The 20,857-nt window shown below is 54.2% G+C and carries 17 protein-coding genes and 2 pseudogenes; 12 read left to right on the plus strand and 7 right to left on the minus strand.

Features of this window, described 5'->3' with window-relative positions; genetic code table 11:
• Window positions 1–59: 59 nt before the first annotated feature.
• Window positions 60–186, minus strand: a pseudogene (locus tag FFH90_RS30365) (hypothetical protein); the annotation flags it as partial.
• Between the two features lie 186 nt (window positions 187–372).
• On the opposite strand from FFH90_RS30365, the gene FFH90_RS30710 reads away from it, so the two are divergent.
• From FFH90_RS30710 to FFH90_RS30370, 6 genes and pseudogenes are all read left to right on the plus strand, one after another.
• On the plus strand, window positions 373–546 hold the full coding sequence (locus FFH90_RS30710; protein WP_363319458.1) for an ATP-binding protein: 174 nt from the start codon (window positions 373–375) through the stop codon (window positions 544–546).
• Window positions 547–1,241: 695 nt separating this feature from the next.
• The gene (locus FFH90_RS15775) at window positions 1,242–2,177 is read left to right on the plus strand and encodes a LysR substrate-binding domain-containing protein (RefSeq protein ID WP_138867536.1); all 936 of its coding nucleotides are present in this window, start codon (window positions 1,242–1,244) and stop codon (window positions 2,175–2,177) included.
• 173 nt (window positions 2,178–2,350) lie between these two features.
• Window positions 2,351–3,802, plus strand: coding sequence for an FAD-dependent tricarballylate dehydrogenase TcuA (gene tcuA, locus FFH90_RS15780; RefSeq protein ID WP_138867537.1), 1,452 nt, complete (start codon window positions 2,351–2,353; stop codon window positions 3,800–3,802).
• Complete coding sequence (tcuB, locus tag FFH90_RS15785) at window positions 3,789–4,946, plus strand: tricarballylate utilization 4Fe-4S protein TcuB (protein ID WP_138867538.1); 1,158 nt, start codon at window positions 3,789–3,791, stop codon at window positions 4,944–4,946. The genes tcuA and tcuB overlap by 14 nt, the downstream gene beginning before the upstream one ends.
• A gap of 47 nt (window positions 4,947–4,993) precedes the next feature.
• Complete coding sequence (locus tag FFH90_RS15790; RefSeq protein ID WP_138867691.1) at window positions 4,994–6,292, plus strand: MFS transporter; 1,299 nt, start codon at window positions 4,994–4,996, stop codon at window positions 6,290–6,292.
• 140 nt (window positions 6,293–6,432) lie between these two features.
• Window positions 6,433–6,777, plus strand: a pseudogene (locus tag FFH90_RS30370) (oxidoreductase); the annotation flags it as partial.
• Window positions 6,778–6,942: 165 nt separating this feature from the next.
• Here the strand turns inward: FFH90_RS30370 and serS are convergent.
• From serS to FFH90_RS15825, 6 genes are all read right to left on the minus strand, one after another.
• Window positions 6,943–8,223, minus strand: coding sequence for a serine--tRNA ligase (gene serS, locus FFH90_RS15800; protein ID WP_138867539.1), 1,281 nt, complete (start codon window positions 8,221–8,223; stop codon window positions 6,943–6,945).
• A 257-nt stretch (window positions 8,224–8,480) separates the two neighbouring features.
• The gene (locus tag FFH90_RS15805) at window positions 8,481–9,245 is read right to left on the minus strand and encodes an amino acid ABC transporter ATP-binding protein (RefSeq protein WP_138867540.1); all 765 of its coding nucleotides are present in this window, start codon (window positions 9,243–9,245) and stop codon (window positions 8,481–8,483) included.
• Between the two features lie 10 nt (window positions 9,246–9,255).
• Entirely contained in the window at window positions 9,256–10,353 is a 1,098-nt protein-coding gene (locus tag FFH90_RS15810) for an amino acid ABC transporter permease (protein WP_138867541.1), read from the minus strand.
• A gap of 10 nt (window positions 10,354–10,363) precedes the next feature.
• Window positions 10,364–11,542: an amino acid ABC transporter permease gene (locus FFH90_RS15815; RefSeq protein ID WP_138867542.1), complete on the minus strand. Its 1,179-nt coding sequence runs from the start codon at window positions 11,540–11,542 to the stop codon at window positions 10,364–10,366.
• Between the two features lie 57 nt (window positions 11,543–11,599).
• Complete coding sequence (locus FFH90_RS15820) at window positions 11,600–12,583, minus strand: amino acid ABC transporter substrate-binding protein (protein WP_138867692.1); 984 nt, start codon at window positions 12,581–12,583, stop codon at window positions 11,600–11,602.
• Between the two features lie 467 nt (window positions 12,584–13,050).
• The gene (locus tag FFH90_RS15825; RefSeq protein ID WP_138867543.1) at window positions 13,051–13,950 is read right to left on the minus strand and encodes a LysR family transcriptional regulator; all 900 of its coding nucleotides are present in this window, start codon (window positions 13,948–13,950) and stop codon (window positions 13,051–13,053) included.
• Between the two features lie 129 nt (window positions 13,951–14,079).
• Here FFH90_RS15825 and glyA point away from each other — a divergent pair, with 129 nt between their 5' ends.
• The 6 genes from glyA to folK all read left to right on the plus strand — a co-directional run bounded on the left by glyA (window position 14,080) and on the right by folK (window position 20,842).
• On the plus strand, window positions 14,080–15,351 hold the full coding sequence (gene glyA, locus FFH90_RS15830; RefSeq protein WP_138867544.1) for a serine hydroxymethyltransferase: 1,272 nt from the start codon (window positions 14,080–14,082) through the stop codon (window positions 15,349–15,351).
• Between the two features lie 66 nt (window positions 15,352–15,417).
• On the plus strand, window positions 15,418–16,749 hold the full coding sequence (locus FFH90_RS15835; protein ID WP_105341590.1) for a D-serine ammonia-lyase: 1,332 nt from the start codon (window positions 15,418–15,420) through the stop codon (window positions 16,747–16,749).
• A 97-nt stretch (window positions 16,750–16,846) separates the two neighbouring features.
• A complete protein-coding gene (folD, locus tag FFH90_RS15840) occupies window positions 16,847–17,749 on the plus strand; it encodes a bifunctional methylenetetrahydrofolate dehydrogenase/methenyltetrahydrofolate cyclohydrolase FolD (protein ID WP_138867545.1) in 903 nt (300 codons plus the stop codon).
• An 11-nt stretch (window positions 17,750–17,760) separates the two neighbouring features.
• A complete protein-coding gene (gene purU, locus FFH90_RS15845; RefSeq protein ID WP_095054757.1) occupies window positions 17,761–18,654 on the plus strand; it encodes a formyltetrahydrofolate deformylase in 894 nt (297 codons plus the stop codon).
• A gap of 220 nt (window positions 18,655–18,874) precedes the next feature.
• A complete protein-coding gene (locus tag FFH90_RS15850; protein ID WP_138867546.1) occupies window positions 18,875–20,221 on the plus strand; it encodes a gluconate:H+ symporter in 1,347 nt (448 codons plus the stop codon).
• Between the two features lie 105 nt (window positions 20,222–20,326).
• On the plus strand, window positions 20,327–20,842 hold the full coding sequence (gene folK / locus FFH90_RS15855; RefSeq protein WP_138867547.1) for a 2-amino-4-hydroxy-6-hydroxymethyldihydropteridine diphosphokinase: 516 nt from the start codon (window positions 20,327–20,329) through the stop codon (window positions 20,840–20,842).
• Window positions 20,843–20,857: the final 15 nt, after the last annotated feature.

Consider the following 20,857-nt stretch of genomic DNA (forward strand, 5'->3'; position numbering starts at 1 on the left):
ACGCATGTGGTCTGTCCCGGTATTAGTAGAGTGAAGAGGGGGCAGGAACGATAACGGCGGAGGTCGAGATCGTAGACCAAGATGTCGACTACGCGAACCGGATTGGCATCGTGGGCATAGTCATCAAGGCTCTCGGGAAGTAAAGGTGTCTTGGCCTCGATGTTCACATTGGATAAAGCGCTTCAGAGGCGATCCCTGCGACGAAACCCTCAAAAACCATAGCAAGTGTTCGCGACGGCGTTTTTACACACTCTGGGCCAGATCATTCAGAAACCGTCAGAATGCCTTTTTCCTGCCTCGCGCCCACGACTTTGTTGATTAGTTCATCCCAAGGTGGCGTTGAAGGGAACAGCTCAATCAGAAATGCGAGGAATGCCTGTCAAATCCAAAATCGGCTTTAGGGGCGCAGATGATTTCACGGGTGGTTCGGGCTTGGACCTATCCACCGTCGAACGTGTTGTAGATCACCTTGGATGGGGCATTCGACATGAGCCCAATCCGAATGGCGGTAGCCGCTTCACCTTGCAGCTTCCCGATAGCGTGTAGTTTTCCATCGACAGTAAAATCGACACACCGCACGCACATAGGTTGATTCATCAGAGATCGTCCTGCATTGAATGAAAGGGACACTGGACTAATCTTGAAACATAATGTTACGTGTAATGTATATTATGTTAAATGATGTGTCATGTCATAGATGTTCATGTGTCAGCCTAAACCACTGATTCGACAAACCTGCTAGCGCCGTTGCCCATACTCATTCGAGATTGAACGACGCTTTGAAAGCCATATCATCAATGTTCGTCCCGACCACGCTCGTTACCGCAGCCTGACAGATACGCAACTCCAGATCCTTTGATCCACTCATTTCGGAACGCCAAGCGCCGGATGATTTGCAGGACTGCTCATACCTACAGCGCAATTATGGATTCGCGCTCAGAAAGTATGATTTGAAGGCGATCAAAGTTAAGTCGTCGACATTCAGTCTCGGTGCCTTCTCGAGACTCATAGGTAGTCTTCAGACGTAGTTTCTCTTCCCTACCATAGATGTTGAAACCTTGCGGTACAGTCTGGCAGTAGAAGCGCGCTCCGTTACGCATTGATCCTGTTTCTGTTTGGATTGTAGGAACAACAACGAATCTCAAAATTTTCAGGCCCTCTCCTATATTGTCTTGCGGTTTGGTGCTCGCCGCGGTAATCGATAGGCATTCCAACAACAATTTGACGTGGAGCAGCAACGCTTGGAATTGAGACAACTGCGATATTTCGTAAAAATCCTCGAACACGGCAGCTTGGGACGCGCAGCTCTTGAACTGGACGTCGGCGTATCAGCCCTTAGCCAACAGATCGCGAAACTTGAAAGTGAGCTGTCAACCCGCCTCCTTAATCGCACCACTACTGGCGTCACACCTACCAGCTCCGGTATGGCGTTCCTGCACCATGCCCAGCTGTGTTTGCGGCAAGCCGAAAATGCGATCATGGCCGCTCACCGTGGGCGAATGAGTGGGTACGTCACCGTCGGAATGGCGCCCACGACTTCCACTGTTCTTGCCCTGCCATTGATCAACGCGATGCGAGAGCGTTACCCGGATATTCAATTGCACCTGGTCGAAATGCTATCCGGGCATTTGGCCACGCAACTCAATGCTCGCCAGATCGACCTGGCCATTCTGTTTCAACTCGAAGGTGGTAAGCGCTGGAGCGTGACACCGCTGCTCGACGAAAAACTATTTGTCATCAGCTCACCGCACCTGCCCCACGCACCACAAGGAACCAGCGTGCAACTGGCGGATCTGGGGCAACTTCCACTGGTAATGCCGAGTGCGCAACACGGTTTGCGTTCTACGCTGATGGTTGCGTTTGAACGTTCGGGATTGGCTCCCAACATCATCATGGAAGTGGATGGTCTTGCCGTATTGATGAACGCCGTACGCGCGGGTCATGCTGCCACCATCCAGCCCGGTGCGGCAGCAGCGCTCAAAGGTGAGTCGGGACTTTCAGTGGTGGAAATTTCCGATGCTCACGTAGGTCGACGAAACCTGCTGGCGACACTGCCTGATGATGAGCTGTCTCCCGCTGCTCTGGCGGCGCGACTGGTCATCACCGATGTCGCTCGACAGTTGGTCGTTGATCAACAATGGCCGGGAGCATCGTGGATTGAGGACGTCGCGTCATGATCCCGGCGCACCCTCTTCCCGGTTTCCAATACTGAGGTGTCCGCGCCAAAGCCTTTATGAAAACTAAACACCCCCATTCATTTCGCGCCTTTCGACAATAAGCTGACAGCTCTACCTTCCCCCCACTCGCGAGGAGCACTTCGTTCATGCCTCCTTGCGATTGAGGAGTGATGATGATCGACGTATTAGTAATTGGCGGCGGCAATGCCGCCTTGTGTGCAGCGTTGATGGCGCGAGAGGCTGGTGCTAGCGTGATGCTGCTGGAGGGCGCACCGAAAATCTGGCGTGGTGGCAACTCGCAACACACACGAAACCTGCGATGTATGCACGACGAACCGCAAGATGTGTTGGTCGATGCCTATCCCGAAGAAGAATATTGGCAGGATCTGCTGAAAGTCACCGGTGGGATTACTAACGAAAAGCTTGCACGTATTGTCATCCGCGCCTCGTCGAACTGCCGTGACTGGATGCGCTCCCATGGTGTGCATTTTCAGCCGTCGTTGTCTGGTGCCCTACATGTTGCGCGCACCAATGCGTTTTTCATGGGCGGCGGCAAAGCGTTGGTTAACGCGTACTTCCGCAGCGCCGAGCGGCTGGGTGTGAAGATCAGCTACAACGCTCAAGTCACCGACATCGAGTTGAAGGACGGAGCATTCGTCGCAGCCCACATCGGTGAACGTGAGGTCAATGGTCAGCGTTTGCCCGCCGAGCGGATCCAGGCCAAGACGTGCGTTCTGGCGGCTGGCGGTTTCGAGTCGAACCGCGAGTGGCTCCGTGAGGCTTGGGGCCAAAACGATCGCGGAGAATGGCCGTCAGACAATTTTCTGATTCGCGGGACACGCTTCAATACTGGTGTACTGCTTCGGCGCATGCAGAGCTTGGGCGCCGATTTTATCGGTGACCCAACCCAAGCGCACATGGTGGCCATCGACGCCCGTGCGCCCCTGTATGACGGTGGTATCTGTACCCGTATCGATTGCGTATCGCTGGGCGTGGTGGTCAATCGCGACGGCGAACGCTTTTATGACGAAGGCGAGGATTTCTGGCCCAAGCGCTATGCGATCTGGGGCCGCCTGGTGGCGGGTCAACCCGGTCAACAGGCCTACTCGATCATCGACCAACAAGCCCTCGGCCGTTTCATGCCTCCGGTGTTTCCGGGCACTAAAGCCAACTCCCTGCAAGACCTGGCCCGCCAGTTGAAGCTTCCCGTGACGCAATTTGTCAAAACCATCGAGGAATATAACGCAGCCTGCTGCGTTGGCACGTTCGACCACACCGCGCTGGACAATTGCCACACCGAAGGTTTGACACCCGCCAAAACCCATTGGGCCCGCCCATTGGTAAAGCCCCCCTTCTGTGCCTACCCACTTAAGCCAGGCGTGACCTTCACCTATCTGGGGCTGGCTACCGACGATACCGCCGCCGTTCACTTCAACGGCGAGGCTAGCCCCAACCTGTTTGTCGCAGGAGAAATGATGGCGGGCAACGTATTGGGCAAGGGCTATACCGCCGGCATCGGCATGGCCATTGGTACCGCATTCGGTCGCATCGCCGGTGTGCAAGCCGCGGCTGCGGCCGGCTTCCTGACCCCTTCCTCCACGGAGCCCCAACATGCAGCTGTTTGATCCCAAGGCACCGGGTAATTTGATTCCCGTACTCAACCTTGATGAAAGCGAAGTTCAGCGACAAATGACCGTTTGCAATGCCTGCCGTTACTGCGAGGGCTTCTGCGCTGTATTCCCGGCCATGACAAGGCGTCTGGAGTTTTCTCAGGCGGATATCCATTACCTGGCGAACCTTTGCCATAACTGCGGTGCGTGCCTGCATGCCTGTCAGTACGCTGCCCCTCACGAATTCGTAATCAATGTGCCCAAGGCCATGGCCAAAGTCCGCCTCGACACTTATACCGAGTACGCCTGGCCACAGGTGATGGGCACACTATACCGACGCAACGGACTGACTCTGGCACTGTCCGCCGGTGCCGGGCTGGCACTGTTCCTGTGTCTCACGTTGATGGTGATGGGCAACCTGTTCACGGCGATGCCCGGGGGAAATTTCTACGGGATCTTCCCGCACAACACCCTGGCCGTAATGTTCGGTGCAGTTTTCGGATTCGCGGTACTCGCGTTAACCCTTGGCGCGCGGCGCTTCTGGCGCAATGTTTCACCGGCCGACGCGCCCGCGCAGGAAAAAACCGCTGCTGCACTGGAAGCCACGGCCAACGTCGCCCGGCTCAAATTTCTGGACGGTGGCCATGGCGAGGGCTGCAATAACGCTGATGATCGATTCACCTTGTGGCGGCGGCGCTTCCACCACTTCACCTTCTACGGCTTCATGCTGTGCTTCGCCGCCACTGGGGTCGCCACGCTCTACCATTTCCTGCTGGACTGGTCGGCGCCCTACCCCGTCTTGAGCTTGCCGGTGATGCTGGGCATCAGCGGTGGGCTCGGGTTGCTGGTCGGCCCTGCGGGTCTGTTGTGGTTGAACCTGCGTCGCAACCCCGAACACGGCGACGAAAACCAGAAACCCATGGATCGCGGCTTTATCGCACTGCTGTTCCTGGTCAGCGCCAGCGGCCTGGCACTCCTGGCGTTCCGTGAAACCGCAGCCTTGGGCCTGTTCCTGGCAATCCATCTCGGCCTGGTCATGGCGTTTTTCCTGACAATGCCCTACAGCAAATTCGCCCATGGCATCTTCCGCAGCGCCGCGCTGCTCAAGTACTCCATCGAAAAACGCCAACCCAACCCGATCAACGCAGGTAGCGACTGATCGGCGATCCATTCATTCCAAAAACAATATTGATCACCACGGTAGCCATGATGAAAACAACAACTCAAGACACCCGATCCAAGGGGTCGAAACTGGGCGCCATCCTGCGGGTCACTAGCGGCAATTTTCTCGAACAGTTTGACTTCTTTCTGTTCGGGTTTTACGCGACCTACATCTCCCAGACGTTCTTTCCTACCACCAGTGAGTTCGCCTCGCTGATGATGACCTTCGCCGTATTTGGCTCAGGATTTCTGATGCGGCCGCTGGGCGCTATCGTGCTGGGGGCGTACATCGACAAGGTAGGGCGGCGCAAGGGATTGATCGTGACGCTGTCGATCATGGCCGCGGGCACGGTCTTGATCGCCTTGGTTCCGGGCTACGCCAGCATAGGCATCGCAGCGCCGATATTGGTGTTGCTCGGGCGACTGTTGCAGGGATTCTCCGCAGGTGCGGAAATGGGTGGTGTTTCCGTGTACCTGGCTGAAATCGCCACGCCCGGACGCCGGGGTTTCTATACCAGTTGGCAGTCGGCCAGCCAACAAGTGGCGATCATTCTTGCGGCTGCGTTGGGCTATACGATTAACGCGTCCATGGAGGCAGCCGACGTTGCAGCCTGGGGCTGGCGTATCCCATTCTTCATTGGTTGCCTGATTATCCCGTTCATCTTCATCATTCGTCGCTCGCTACAGGAAACCGATGCGTTCAAAGCACGCGCGCACCACCCAAGTGCCAATGAAGTGTTTCGCTCGATGCGAGACAACTGGCGAACAGTGCTGGCGGGTGGCTTGCTGGCTTCAATGACCACCACCACTTTCTATCTGATTACCGTCTACACCCCCACCTTCGGAAGGACTGTCCTGAACCTGAGCACCACCGACAGTCTGGTGGTCACGCTCTTCGTCGGCCTGAGCAACTTCATTTGGTTGCCCATCGGCGGCGCACTCTCCGACCGCATCGGCCGTCGCCCCTTGTTGCTGGCGATTTCCTTACTGTGCCTGTTCACCGCTTATCCCGCCATGCATTGGCTGGCCGCGGCGGCAAGCTTTGAACGCCTTCTCGCCGTGCTGTTGTACTTTTCTTTCTTCTTTGGCATTTACAACGGCGCGATGGTTGCGGCTTTGACTGAGGTGATGCCTCAGAACGTACGAGTCGTGGGATTTTCTCTGGCATTCAGTTTGGCGACCGCTTTTTTTGGCGGTTTCACACCGGCCGTATCCACAATCCTAGTGCAGGCAACCGGTGACAAGGCGTCGCCTGCCTACTGGCTGATGTTTGCCGCTTTGTGTGGTTTCACAGCGACGACGATCTTGTATCACCGGCAAAAGGCAGTGACAGTCAACGCTTGATCAACGAGAGGTTTCGTTGGAGCTCTGGTTTTTTAGCTGAATAAATCGCTCTACCTTGCCTGCATTGACTCGCCTTTCGTATCAATGCAGGCCTGCCACGCACCTGTCCTGTCCAACACCCTGCCCCCATCGTCCTGATAAAACGCTGGGCAGGCGCGATTGATTCGGTTGGTAGCCATACACTGGCCAACGTCTGTGCCAGCACTTGTTATGGAGGCACCGTTGCGGCATGCGGACTCGCACAAGGGATGGACTTAGCTGCTAGCGTTGCCCCCTTCATTTTGCGTGGCGTGACGTTGGCTGGTATCGACAGCATGATGCGTCTGCGTAGAGATCGGATCGCAGCCTGGGATCGTCTGGTACGAGATCTGGATCTTTTCGTACTGAAAGACATCACCCGCGAAATTAGCTTGGGCCAAGTCGTCCAAACAGCAAATCAACTGCTTGCCGATTTGTGCAAATCCAGGCATGCACTCAGAGTCTAGTGATGTTACCAGTAGCTTCGACAATAGTGACCGCACCACCTCAATTCCATCGATGTCAGCCTGCGCGGATGGATGTGAATAGGCCCGGTTTACCTTCCGAAATTTCCATACAAAGACGTTCTGCTGCCTGAACCACTGTGCTAGCCCAAGAGCTCTATACGGCCTTTAACGAATGATATCGACACCGCCCATATAGGGTTTGAGCACCTCCGGCACACGGATAGATCCGTCCGCCTCCTGGTAGTTTTCCAATACCGCGACCAAGGTGCGCCCCACCGCCAGCCCAGAACCGTTGAGGGTGTGCACTAGCTCCGGCTTACCGGTTTCTGGGTTGCGCCAGCGCGCTTGCATGCGACGAGCCTGGAAGTCACCGCAGTTGGAGCAAGAGCTGATCTCTCGGTATTTGTCCTGGCTCGGCACCCAGACTTCCAAGTCGAAGGTTTTGACGGCGCTAAAACCCATGTCGCCGGTGCACAGAACCAAAACACGGTATGGCAATTTGAGCGCCTGCAACACACGCTCGGCACAAGCTGTCATGTCTTCCAAAGCCTCCATGGACTTCGCAGGCTCAACCACCTGAACCATCTCGACCTTGTCGAACTGATGCTGTCGGATCATTCCTCGAGTGTCACGGCCAGAAGCACCTGCCTCGCTGCGAAAGCATGGGCCGTAGGCGACAAATTTGAGGGGCAATCGTTTTGCATCGAGAATCTGCCCAGCCGCCAGATTGGTCAATGGGACTTCAGAAGTAGGGATCAGATAGAAGTCAGCCTCACCTTCACGGGAGATCTTGAAGAGGTCTTCCTCAAACTTCGGCAGTTGGCCGGTGCCCTGAAGAGCAGACGCATGAACCATGTAGGGGATGTAGGTTTCCTCATAGCCATGCTGTGAGGTGTGCAGGTTGATCATGAATTGCGCCAGTGCGCGGTGCAGGCGCGCAATCGGGCCGTGCAAAACGGAAAAGCGAGCGCCAGCCAGCTTGGCTGCGGCCTCAAAGTCCAGACCTCCGCTGATTTCACCCAACGCTACATGGTCTTTGATCTCGAAATCGAACACACGCGGAGTGCCCCAGCGGCGAACTTCTACGTTGTCATCCTCATCGGAGCCGATTGGTACGCTGGCGTCCGGTAGGTTGGGAACGGCCAGAACGATATCGTCCAGTTCTGCCTGAATGCTATCCAGTTCGTTTTTGCCAGATTCAAGTTCATTGGCCACGCGCTCGACGTCAGCCATCAAGGGAGCAATGTCTTCGCCCTTAGCCTTTGCCTGTCCAACAGATTTTGAGCGGGCATTACGCTCTGCTTGCAATTTCTCGGTGCGGGTCTGCACCGCTTTTCGGCGCTCTTCCAGTGATTCTATGCGCGCGACATCCAGGCTAAAGCCACGGGAGGCAAGACGATCCGCCACTTCCTGAGTTTGGCTACGTAATTGTTTGGAATCGAGCATATTGGTTTCTCTCAGCGTGAGGGTGGTTTTGGAGTCCAGCCGTGAATAAGCGAGTCCAGCTGATAGGCGGCAGAGTCAATACGTAAGACTTAAGCTCGAACCAAATAAAAAGGGTTTCCCGATTACTCAGGAAACCAAGCGCAGAACACGTGACCGAAGGTGACCAAACCAAAAGACCGGCTCGAACGGAGAGACGGATCTTTCATCACGAGCCCTGACAAAAACTATCAAAGTCGAAATCCAGTAAGGCAGTCGACTCAGTGAATGATTTGGCTCAAGAACAAGCGTGTACGCGAATTCTGCGGAGTATCGAAGAAGTCGTTCGGCGCGGCCTGTTCGACGATTTCACCCTTGTCCATGAAGATCACGCGGTTGGCCACGGTACGGGCGAAGCCCATTTCGTGGGTCACGCAGAGCATGGTCATGCCGTCTTCGGCCAGGCCGATCATGGTGTCCAACACCTCTTTCACCATCTCCGGGTCGAGTGCCGACGTCGGTTCGTCGAACAGCATGATTTTCGGTTTCATGCACAGGGCACGGGCAATCGCCACACGCTGTTGCTGACCACCGGACAGTTGCCCCGGGTATTTATGCGCCTGCTCTGGAATGCGTACGCGTTCCAGGTAATGCATGGCGATTTCTTCGGCCTTGCGCTTGGGCATCTTGCGTACCCACATCGGTGCCAGGGTGCAGTTCTGCAGAATGGTCAGGTGCGGGAACAGGTTGAAGTGCTGGAACACCATGCCGACTTCACGGCGGATCGCTTCGATCTGCTTGAGGTCGTTGGTCAGTTCCACGCCATCGACCACGATGCGGCCCTGCTGGTGTTCTTCCAGGCGATTGAGGCAACGGATGGTGGTGGACTTGCCGGAACCCGACGGGCCGCACAGTACGATACGTTCGCCCTGTTTGACGTTCAGGTTGATGTCTTTCAAGACGTGGAACTGGCCGTACCACTTGTTCACGCCCTGCATCTGAATAATGCCTTCAGGGCTCACAGGCTTTTTGATCGCTTCACTCATGGAGATACTCCTAACGCTTGTGGCCAGTGTCCAGCTTGCGTTCCAAATGCATGGAATAGCGGGACATACCAAAACAGAAAATCCAGAACACCAGGGCCGCAAACACATAGCCTTCAGTGGCCATGCCCAGCCATTTCGGGTCGGCGGCGGCTTGCTTGACGCTGTTGAGCAGGTCGAACAGGCCGATGATGATCACCAGGCTCGTGTCCTTGAACAGTGCAATGAAGGTGTTGACGATGCCAGGGATCACCAGCTTCAGGGCTTGCGGCAGAATCACCAGGCCCATGCTGTGCCAGTAACCGAGGCCCATCGCCGCGGCTGCTTCGTACTGACCTTTGGGGATCGCTTGCAGACCGCCACGCACCACTTCGGCGATGTAGGCCGACTGGAACAGGATCACGCCGATCAGCGCCCGCAGCAGTTTGTCGAAGTTCATGCCTTCGGGCAGGAACAACGGCAACATCACCGACGACATGAACAGCACCGTGATCAACGGCACGCCGCGCCAGAATTCGATGAAGGTCACGCAGACCACTCGAATCGCCGGCATGTTCGAACGACGGCCCAGGGCCAGCACTATACCCAGCGGCAATGCGCCGACGATACCGACGGTAGCGATCACCAGGGTCAGCATCAGGCCGCCCCACTGACTGGTCGCAACGTTGGTCAGGCCGAAGATGCCGCCGTGCAACAGGAAGTAAGCAATGAACGGATACAGCAACAAAAAGCTCAGGCCATACACTGCTTTACGGTGAAAGCGCGAGATGAACAACGGTGCCACGCCGATGACCGCCAGACACACCGTCAGGTCGACTCGCCAGCGCAGTTCCGGTGGGTAATAACCGTACATGAACTGGCCAAAGCGCTGTTGGATGAACACCCAACAAGCACCCTCCTTGGTGCAGTCTGCGCGGGTAGTGCCCATCCAATTGGCATCCAGGATTGCCCAATGCAGAATCGGTGGCACGATCAGGTAGATCAAATAGAACGCGAGCAAGGTCAGCAGGGTATTCAGCCAGCTAGAAAACATGTTGGCGCGCATCCACGCCACCGGCCCGAAGACTTTGCTCGGTGGCAGCATGTCGGGTTTGAAAGTATGCGAACTCATGGACGCTTCCTCACCGCTCAATCAGCGCAATGCGCTTGTTGTACCAGTTCATCAGCAGGGAAATGCTGATACTGATCGCCAGGTACACGCTCATGGTGATGGCAATGACTTCGATCGCCTGGCCGGTCTGGTTCAGCACCGTACCGGCAAACAACGACACCATCTCCGGATAACCGATACCGGCCGCCAGCGAGGAGTTTTTCGCCAGGTTCAGGTATTGGCTGGTCAGCGGCGGAATGATCACGCGCAGGGCTTGCGGGATGATGACTTTACGCAAGGTCGGCCTTGGTCTCAGACCCAGAGAACGGGCTGCTTCGGTCTGGCCATGACTGACCGACTTGATGCCCGATCGCACGATTTCGGCGATGAACGCTGCCGTGTAAACGGTGAGCGCCAGGGTCAGCGCCAGCAACTCCGGGATCAACACCCAACCGCCAACAAAGTTAAAGCCTTGTAGCTTCGGCATTTCCCAGTGCAGCGGCGCACCAAAGATCAATGCGCACAACGCAGGGATCACCAGGAACATCGCCAGGCCTACCCAGAATTTGTGGAACGGTACGCCGGTCTCTTCGAAACGCTTGTTGGCCCAGCGGCACATCAGCACGATCGCGACAATGGCCACGACGATGCTCGCCACAAACGGCCAGAAACCGTTCGCTATCAACGCTGCCGGCATGTTCAGGCCGCGGCTGCTGACGAAGAAGGTGTCGCCGAAGTTATGACTATTGCGCGGCCCAGGCATGGTGAGAAACACCGCGAAGTACCAGAACAGGATTTGCAGCAGCGGCGGAATGTTACGGAAGACCTCGACATAAACCGTCGCCATCTTGGCAATGATCCAGTTCTTCGACAGTCGTGCCACACCGACGATGAAACCGAGGATCGTCGCCAGGATCACGCCGATGAAGGTTACTAGCAGCGTATTCAACAAACCTATGACAAAAACACGCGCGTATGAATCGGCCTCTTTATAAGAAATCAGATGCTGCGCGACCCCAAAGCCAGCACTATTTTCAAGAAATGCAAACCCAGAAGTGATTCCGCGATGCACAAGGTTTGTGTACGTATTTTGGTAGAGAGTCCATCCCATCGTCACCACTGCTGCAACGATCAGGATCTGGAAGAGTAATGCGCGCGCAACAGGATCATTAAATGACGCCAGGCGCTTTGAGCCATTGTTCATTTGCATATGTACACCGGCAGGACAGATAAGAAAACGCCCGGCCTAAGACCGGGCGCAATAGACTTAGCGAACAGGTGCCGCGTACTGAATGCCGCCTTTGCTCCACAGCGCGTTAAGCCCACGCTTGATCTTCAAGTCACTGCCATCACCGAGGTTTCGCTCGAACGACTCACCATAGTTGCCTACCTGCTTGACGATCTGGAAAGCCCAGTCGTTCGGCAAATTCAAATCTTTACCCAACGTTCCTTCGCCTCCTAGCAGCCGCGCAACATCAGGATTGTTAGTGCCCTGCTTTTGCTCGGCCACATTTTTGGAGGTGACGCCCAACTCTTCAGCGTTGAGCATTGCATTTAACGTCCAGCGCACCACCGTAAACCACTCCTCATCACCTCGTCTTACGGCAGGAGTAAGGGGTTCTTTTGAGATGACTTCCGGTAGTACGACATAGTCATCAGGAGTCGCGAGTTTCAATCTCTGACCATACAGCTGCGATTGATCAGACGTCAGCACGTCGCAGCGCCCAGCTTCGAGCGCCTTGAAGCTCTCGTCAGAAGTATCAAATGAGATAGGGGTAAATTTCAGTTTGTTCGCACGGAAATAGTCTGCGAGGTTCAGCTCGGTAACTGTCCCCGCCTGGATGCAAAACGTTGCGCCATTCAACTCTTTGGCACTCTTCACACCCAGTTTTTTATTGACCAAAAATCCTTGGCCATCGTAGTAGCTGACGCCTGTAAACAGAATGCCCATGGAGCCATCCCGTGAGGACGTCCAGGTGGTACTGCGGGACAGCAGATCCACTTCGCCGGACTGTAGCGCCGTGAAGCGTTCTTTGGCGGTGAGCTGAGAGTATTTGACCTTGCTCGCATCACCAAAGACCGCCGCCGCCACTGCACGGCATACGTCTACGTCGAAACCGGCAAAAGCCCCCTTGGCATCCACAAAGGAAAACCCTGGAAGTCCATCACTGACTCCGCACTGTACAAAGCCTTTTTTCTTCACGTTATCCAGCGTCACGCCAGCACTGGCATTAGCGGACAATAAAGTCATCAGGGTGATGCCAACCAGACCACCACAGACTTTGATCAGCTTGTTTTCTTTTTTCATTTTAATGCTCCAGAAATGTCACGAGTAAATCCAGGCCGCACGATGCCGACGCACCGAAACCGGACGGAATTTTGAACAGCGATGTGGAGGGCAGAAAACAAGATGGACGCCGTCAGGGCACCCGGTATGCGCAGTAAGCGCTTATGGAAAGTGGCATCGTAGGCCCTCTTTTTATTGTTTTAAAAAGGCCCCGGTGTGACGGGGCAAAAACGCTTTCAAATACCGTAGCCCCTGCGCTAAGTCAGAAAAAGCGAATATTTTTTCAATATCACGTAAGCAAAACTAATGATTTTGTGGGAAGGACAAGGCACACGAAGTGACATCCGCGCGTCGAGGCACTTGGCGGTTGGCGGTTGGCGGGGATAGGGCTTGAGATACTGACCCTCTGAGAGGATCAGGTGGCTGGAGGATCAGCGAAAATCAGTTGTATGAGCATAAATGCTTTGAATGAATGCCTGGAGCGCTGGGCTTTTCTTCTCACCCTTGCGGAACGCTACGAAAATCCTGCGTCGAATTTCGGGAACCAGCCGACAGACCCGTGCATCTTGCAGGTCGAAGCTGGCTCGTAATTCGGGGAAGATGGCAATTGCGCAGCCTTCGCGGATCAAGGAGAGAGCAACTTCGAACCCCTTACAGCGCGCAATGATGTGGGGTGTGAAACCAGCGCTCTGACACGCATCAGTCAACACGCGAGTGTAGGTACTGGAAGCCGTATCTATCACCCAGTGCTCGCCACTCAGATCACCCAGCGTGACCTCTTCCTTGTTTGCTAGCCGATGATTGGGAGACATCATCACATTAAAGACATCCTCAATCAGCGGGATGGTTTCGATGCCCGGATCAAGAAGGCCGGGGGGAATATTGAGATCGTCGATTAGCGCAACATCCGTTTGCCAGCTTCTCAACGCATTTAACCCCTCCTCCGGCTCCATCTCGTCAAATTGCACCGTCAACTGAGGATGTGTGGCGCTCAGCGCGCGCATGGTCTTAGGAATAAAGGCTGCTGCCACTGAGGGAAAGGCCGCTACCCGAAGTTCGCCTGCAACGACTTCCTTGAGCTCCGCCATGTCTGCACGGGCCGACTCAAGTTCCGTAAAAATGCGATTTGCCCGTTCAACCAGCATACGACCGGCGATGGTCAGGTTAACCCCCCGTCCCCGCCGTTCGACCAGGTCGATTCCGACTTCCTGCTCCAAAAGGGAAATTTGCTGGGACACAGCGGATGGAGATACATGAAGTGCCTCCGCTACCGCCGCCATGGTTTTGCGAATGGATAACTCCCTCAATGCGCGCAATCTACCGATATCCATGAGCTTTTGTCCCTCCACCTAACAGAGTCAATCAGTAAGAAACTCTAATGTAATATTGAAATATTATTCGCTTTTTCTCATCTTGGCCAAGGATTAGGGTATGAAAAAACCAAGACGGGAACCGCAGCAATGACCAAGTCCTATTTCCACGCTCACCTTGCAGCACGCGATCCGCTGATCTTCAACGCGCTTGAAGATGAAAAGAAACGCCAGCAAGGGCAGATCGAACTCATCGCCTCCGAAAACTCTGTAAGCCTTGCATCGCTGGACGCCCTTGGGTCAGTCATCACCAACAAAACCGTCGAAGGCTACCCAGGTAAACGTTTCCACGGCGGTGCTGATTTTGCAGATATCGTCGAGCAAGCAGCCATTGATCGTGCGAAAGAGCTGTTCGGCTGCGAGTTTGCCAACGTCCAGCCGCATTCCGGGACGCAGGCCAACCAGGCGGTGTTTTTTGCTTTGCTGACACCTGGCGACGTGGTGCTGAGCCTTGACTTGGCATCCGGTGGCCACCTCAGCCATGGTGCAAAGCCCAACCAATCCGGTCGCTGGTTTACGATTGTTTCTTATGGAGTCGACCGCGAAACCGGGCGTATCGATTATGACAACGTCGAAAAGCTAGCTCTGGAACACAAGCCAAAACTGCTGATCGCTGGCGGCTCGTCCTATCCACGTGAAATCGACTTCGTTCGCATGCGTGAAATCGCCGACAAGGTGGGCGCGACTTACTTGGTCGACATGGCTCACTTCGCCGGTCTGGTTGCAGCACGTGTTCACCCTTCGCCGATCCCCTACGCAGATATCGTTACCTGCACCACGACCAAAACCCTGCGCGGTTCACGTGGCGGCTTGATCCTGACCAACAGAGAGGATCTGTTCAAAAAAATCCAGCCAGCCGTATTCCCTGGCGTACAAGGCAGTGCTCACCTGGCCACTATCGCTGGTAAGGCTGTATGCCTAGGCGAAGCACTGACCGATGAGTTCAAGACTTACGGCGCCAACGTCAAAGCCAACGCACGACTGCTGGCAGACGTTCTACAGAAACGCGGCGTGCGTATCGTCAGCGACGGCACTGATACCCATGTCGTATTGGTTGATGTCTCTTCTAAAGACCTGACTGGTCAGCAGTCCCAAGATGCGCTTTCTACGATCAACGTCACCTCAAACAAAAACCCGATCCCTTTCGACAGTGCAAAACCTTCGGAATGGAAAGGTCTTCGTCTGGGCTCCTCGGCGGGTACGACTCGTGGTTTTGGTGCGGTCGAGTTCGAGATCATCGGCAACCTGATCGCGGACATTTTCGAGGCTCAAGTAGCTGACGAGGCTACACGCGCCGCCGTTATTGCACGCAGCCAAGCAACTGTCGCCAAGCTGTGTGCTGCGTTTCCGATTTATGCCTGAGGTGACATTGGCGGTGGAGGACATTCTCTGCCGCCGGCCTCCTCTACTCCGCAGGAAAATAAAAAAATGAGCGTTACTCTCCCTAATGATCCAGCGCGGGAAGATGTCTTGGCGGGGCGTCCAGCACTATGGCTGAACCCCAACTTGAAACCTGATGGCATCTCCGACCCGTCGCTGCCAATTCGTTCAGCCCAGGTTAGCGAAGCCGAGGCAAACTGGCGGATCCTTGCACCTGTATTGAAGACCTGCTTTCCAGAACTAGAGGCTTCAAACGGGATGATTCTCTCCCAGTTGATCGAAGCGAAAGATCTGCGCAAAGCCCTGGGTTACGCAGGCCCCGAATACGGTCGAGTGTTCGTGAAGGCAGACAATGATCTGCCTGTCGCTGGCTCGATCAAGGCGCGTGGCGGTGTCTATGAAGTATTCATGTACGCCAAGCAGATGGCAGAGAAGCGTGGAATTCTCACACCAGGTGGCGACATCACCGTGCTTGCCAGTGCCCAGGCTCGAGCACTTTTCGCCCAGCACACCATCGCTGTGGGCAGTACCGGCAACCTGGGCCTGAGCGTGGGCATCGCCGCACGCGCGCTAGGATTCCGAGCCGTGGTTCACATGTCGTCCGATGCCAAACAATGGAAAGTCGACCGCTTGACTCGTCTTGGGGTTGAAGTGGTTCAGCATAAAGCTGATTACACCACTGCGGTTGAATGTGCCCGTATCGACGCCGAAGGCGATCCAACCATCTACTTCGTGGATGACGAACGCTCCGAAATGCTGTTTTTCGGCTACAGCGCAGCAGCAAGCGAGCTCGCGGCCCAATTGGAAGCAGCAGGTGTAACCGTAGATGAAGAGCATCCTCTTTTCATCTATCTACCGTGCGGTATCGGTGGAGCTCCAGGCGGCGCAGCCTATGGATTGAAGGCAATCTTCGGGGATGCTGCACACGCATTCTTCGTTGAGCCTGTCCAGTCGCCATGTGCGCTGGTGCACATGATGAGTGGTTCGAAAGAACTGGTATCCGTCTACGACGTTGGACTGACCAACCGTACCGAAGCCGACGGCATGGCAGTCGCGCGCATGTCGGCATTCGTTGCGGACGTAATGAAACCCATATTGTCCGGTGTCTTTACTGTGGCCGATGACGACCTGTTTCGCTGGCTCTGGATGGCCGAGACGACTCAGTCCATTCGTCTCGAACCTTCGGCAACCGCAGGATTCGCAGGGCCTGAGTTCATTGTCAAAAGTACGCAGGGTCGTGCTTACCAGGAAGCCCAAGGTCTGAAGGACAAGCTCGCCCAGGCTACTCACGTCGTCTGGACGACCGGTGGCGCCTTTGTACCCGAAGACCAGTTCAAACAGTTTCTGGAGCGTGGCGCGTCCTTGGTCAACGTTGATTAAGGAGTTTTTGCCAGGGTATGAACTTCATACTCCATTCACTCTAACTTGCGTCAAAAAACTATAACCACGCCAGTTTTTGATGTTGAGGTAAAGCTTCATGAATAATCCATTCCTGGCCGACCGTATCGACGGGAAAGGCTTCGCAGCTGATCTCGTTGAGAAGCTCACGGTTGACGTCGCAGATATCAAATCGAGAACCGGCCTTACACCCGGCCTGGCAGTTGTCCTTGTGGGTGAGGATCCGGCCAGCGGCGTATATGTAGGTGCCAAACACCGGCAAACTCTCGCAATTGGCATGGAGTCGTTTGTATACCGACTTCCAGCCGAAACAACTCAGAACGAGTTGATGGCGTTGCTTGAAAAGCTAAATGCTGCTTCGGAAGTCAATGGCATTTTGGTGCAGCTTCCCCTGCCTGCACACCTGAACACAAATGCCGTTATCAACGCCATTGATCCGGACAAAGACGTTGACGGCTTCCACATCTTGAACGCTGGCCGTCTCGCGACCGGTCAAGATGCCCTGGTTCCGTGCACTCCCCTCGGTTGTTTGATGATGCTCAAAGATCGACTCGGCAGCCTCGCAGGGCTTAACGCCGTGGTCGTGGGCAAATCCAACATTGTCGGCAAGCCCATGGCACAACTCCTGATGGGCGAGAACTGCACTGTCACAGTGGCGCATTCGAAAACCCAAGACGTACCCGCGCTCTGCCGCACCGCAGACATCTTGGTTGTCGCTGTAGGCCGCCCAGAGATGGTGAGGGGTGACTGGATCAAACCAGGCGCGGTCGTTATCGATGTCGGTATCAACCGAATTCATCGCGACGGGCGATCCCGGATTGTTGGTGATGTTGCATTCGAAGAAGCAGGGCATGCCTCGGCAATCACACCAGTTCCCGGTGGCGTTGGCCCAATGACGATCGCATGTTTGCTGGCCAATACCGTCACAGCATTCAAGCGTCAGCACCACATTGTTACCCATCAGGCAGTAGTTGCCGTTTAAGGTGATCTCAGATGAACAAAGCTAAAAATAACGTACTTCGTGTTACCTGTCCTTCGATCCGAGGCGTAACCGCTGATATTACTGCTTTCTTGTCTGGGCATGGTTGCAATATTCGTGACAGCGCCCAATTTGACGATGAGAGCACCAATCACTACTTCATGCGCATTACTTTCCGCTCTGAGGAAGGTTGCTCACTGCAGGATCTCGAAAGAGAATTCCAACCACTTGTAGAGAAATACAAGATGGATTACGAATTCTTTGATGAGCGTACCAAACGCAAAGTCATTTTGATGGTGTCGCGTTTCGGCCATTGCCTGAACGACCTGCTCTATCGCTGGAGCATCGGTGCCCTGCCAATCGACATCGTTGGCGTGATCTCAAACCACTTGGACTTCCAAAAGGTAGTAGAAGGCCATGGCATTCCTTATCACCTCATCAAGGTAACCAAGGAAAACAAAGCAGAGGCTGAAGCTGAGCAAATGCGCATCGTTCGCCAAACCGGCGCCGAGCTCATCGTTCTGGCTCGCTACATGCAGATCCTCTCTGATGAAATGTGCCAACAGATGTCGGGGCGGATCATCAATATCCACCACTCGTTCCTGCCATCTTTCAAAGGTGGTAGCCCATACAAGCAGGCTTTTGATCGTGGTGTGAAACTCATTGGCGCAACCTCACACTTCGTGACAGCTGACTTGGATGAAGGCCCGATCATCGAGCAGGATATCGTTCGCATTACTCATGCTCAGAGCCCTGAAGACTATGTTTCGTTGGGACGCGATGTTGAAAGCCAGGTTCTCGCACGCGCTATTCATGCCTATGTGCATGGCCGGGTTTTTCTAAACGATACCAAGACGATAGTGTTCCCGCCTTCGCCAGATTCCTATTCGTCTGAGACGATCGGTTGAAGTGTGTGTTTCAACCAATATCTAGACCATAAAATCTTGGATACCTGGCCAAACCCTTAGACGAAAGTGCCCCCTTGGGAGTATTCCCAAGGGGGCACTTTCATACAAAAAATCTGATCAATATCAAATCAAAATCCCATGAAAATAATTTAAAGCTTCGGCACTTTATTATCATCCCGCTCAACGTTGCACTAATAAAAACAAGGTGCGAGGCATACCAATGCAAGAATCTACATGGTTGTTAGGGGTTCTATTTACATCTATTGCGTTAATTATTTTTCTGATTATGAAAGTCAGGCTTCACGCATTCATAGCACTCGTGATCGCTTGTTTTGTGGTCGGTTTTGGTGCGGGAATGCCTGTTCCAAAAATTATAAGTACCCTTGAATCAGGCATCGGCGGAACACTGGGCTTCCTGATTGCGATAATAGGCCTCGGAGGCATACTTGGTAAAATTCTAGAAGAGTCCGGTGGAGCTGAACGACTCGCTAAAACACTACTCGACAACCTAGGTTCCAAACGAGCCCATTGGGTAATGGCTATTGTTGGGGCCATCGCAGGCATCCCAGTATTTTTCGAAGTCGGTTTTGTTCTCTTAATTCCACTTGTCTATGTCGTAGCGCGGGAAACAAAGATAAACACCTTGTTTTTGGGAATTCCTCTCGCCATATCCTTGATGACCATCCATTGCATTCTACCCCCGCACCCAGCCGCGATGGCCATTACTGTGATGATGGGGGCTGACGTTGGGACTGTGATCATCTACGGACTTTTGGTGGGCATTCCCACAATCATTGTTGCAGGGCCTATTTGGGTAAACCTTTACTGTGGGAGAGAAGCCTCAGCAAGTCAGCAAGTATTCCTGAAAGTTCAAGGAGAAAGCGTTGGCGCGGCGCGAACACTGCCAGGGTTCGGGATTACACTATTGACCATTGGCTTACCCCTCGTTCTCATGGTTTTTAAAACAGCTACCGCAAGCCTCCCTGATGGTATATGGGTAAAGTTGGCCGCACAGTTCGTTGGAAACCCTTTAATCGCGCTTATGCTTTCTGTGGGCTTTGCCTACTGGTCGCTTGGCTTACGTCAACGTCGCACCATGGTCGAGCTATTGGAACTGACTCAGCGTAGCTTTCCAGCCTTAGCCAATATCATCTTTGTTATCGGAGCGGGCGGCGCATTCAATGCTGTTCTGATCGAAAGTGGGGTGGGTAAAGCCATCTCGGGGCTTCTTGCAGGATCTGATATTAATTTGATTATCCTTGCCTGGTTTGTTGCGTGGCTGATGCACTTCGCAGTCGGCTCGGCGACCGTAGCAATGGTGAGCGCCGCGGGAATGATTCACCCAATGTTGGCTGCCGACCCTCACCTGAAGCCCGAGATTCTTGTTATCGCCATCGGTGCTGGCTCTATCGGCTGGGCACATGTCACCGACTCTGCTTTCTGGGTCGTGAAGGAATACTTAAATGTATCGCTCTCAGATGCATTGAAGAAATTCACAGGCGGGACGGTAGTAGCCTCCATCGTCGCTCTCCTCGCGACTCTACTTCTAAATTACACCATCAGTTGAATTCATTCTGAAGGTCATGCCATTGAAGGCGCCATTACTATCGCCTATTTGATGCCACAAGGAATTACGTCATCAAATAGGTTTCAGATCAGCGAGTCAGGCCTCATGAAAAATCACAAAATCTATCTCGGCCTGGGCAGCAATGTTGAGCGTGAAAGACACATCGAGATCGCTCTTACAATGCTGGAAGAGCATCTGGAAAATATCCGTTGCTCACCCGTTTATGAAAGCATTTCCCTTGACGGAGACCACCCGCCCTTTTACAACCTGGTGATGTCTGCGACCACTGATATCAACATTCGCGAACTCGTCGCATGGATCAAAGGAATCGAACACCTCCATGGTCGAAGGAGCGGGACGCAGCGGTTGATCACTCTCGATATTGATCTGCTCCTTTTTGACGGCCTGACTGGCGATATTGAAGGTGTCCAGCTGCCTAGAGCCGAAATTCAGACCCGCTCATTCGTGCTCTATCCTCTGCAGCTACTTGCACCTAAGCTGCATCTACCTGGGTGCAAAATCTCCTTGGCAGAGCTATGGCTAAAGCTCAAACCGGGCCCAGAACTGATACCTGTTCGCTACCCATTCGGCACTCCTCCCTTCCAGTACGCTCCGTTGTAACACCACCCCACCAGC

Origin of the sequence: Pseudomonas sp. ATCC 43928, assembly GCF_005938665.2 — a bacterium.
GTDB lineage: Bacteria > Pseudomonadota > Gammaproteobacteria > Pseudomonadales > Pseudomonadaceae > Aquipseudomonas.

Excerpts from the sequence above, each read along its gene's own strand:
- FFH90_RS30710 (WP_363319458.1), top strand. The coding sequence starts at position 373 with ATGCCTGTCAAATCCAAAATCGGCTTTAGGGGCGCAGATGATTTCACG.
- tcuA (WP_138867537.1), top strand. The coding sequence starts at position 2,351 with ATGATCGACGTATTAGTAATTGGCGGCGGCAATGCCGCCTTGTGTGCA.
- tcuB (WP_138867538.1), top strand. The coding sequence starts at position 3,789 with ATGCAGCTGTTTGATCCCAAGGCACCGGGTAATTTGATTCCCGTACTC.
- FFH90_RS15790 (WP_138867691.1), top strand. The coding sequence starts at position 4,994 with ATGATGAAAACAACAACTCAAGACACCCGATCCAAGGGGTCGAAACTG.
- serS (WP_138867539.1), bottom strand. The coding sequence starts at position 8,223 with ATGCTCGATTCCAAACAATTACGTAGCCAAACTCAGGAAGTGGCGGAT.
- FFH90_RS15805 (WP_138867540.1), bottom strand. The coding sequence starts at position 9,245 with ATGAGTGAAGCGATCAAAAAGCCTGTGAGCCCTGAAGGCATTATTCAG.
- FFH90_RS15810 (WP_138867541.1), bottom strand. The coding sequence starts at position 10,353 with ATGAGTTCGCATACTTTCAAACCCGACATGCTGCCACCGAGCAAAGTC.
- FFH90_RS15815 (WP_138867542.1), bottom strand. The coding sequence starts at position 11,542 with ATGCAAATGAACAATGGCTCAAAGCGCCTGGCGTCATTTAATGATCCT.
- FFH90_RS15820 (WP_138867692.1), bottom strand. The coding sequence starts at position 12,583 with ATGACTTTATTGTCCGCTAATGCCAGTGCTGGCGTGACGCTGGATAAC.
- FFH90_RS15825 (WP_138867543.1), bottom strand. The coding sequence starts at position 13,950 with ATGGATATCGGTAGATTGCGCGCATTGAGGGAGTTATCCATTCGCAAA.
- glyA (WP_138867544.1), top strand. The coding sequence starts at position 14,080 with ATGACCAAGTCCTATTTCCACGCTCACCTTGCAGCACGCGATCCGCTG.
- FFH90_RS15835 (WP_105341590.1), top strand. The coding sequence starts at position 15,418 with ATGAGCGTTACTCTCCCTAATGATCCAGCGCGGGAAGATGTCTTGGCG.
- folD (WP_138867545.1), top strand. The coding sequence starts at position 16,847 with ATGAATAATCCATTCCTGGCCGACCGTATCGACGGGAAAGGCTTCGCA.
- purU (WP_095054757.1), top strand. The coding sequence starts at position 17,761 with ATGAACAAAGCTAAAAATAACGTACTTCGTGTTACCTGTCCTTCGATC.
- FFH90_RS15850 (WP_138867546.1), top strand. The coding sequence starts at position 18,875 with ATGCAAGAATCTACATGGTTGTTAGGGGTTCTATTTACATCTATTGCG.
- folK (WP_138867547.1), top strand. The coding sequence starts at position 20,327 with ATGAAAAATCACAAAATCTATCTCGGCCTGGGCAGCAATGTTGAGCGT.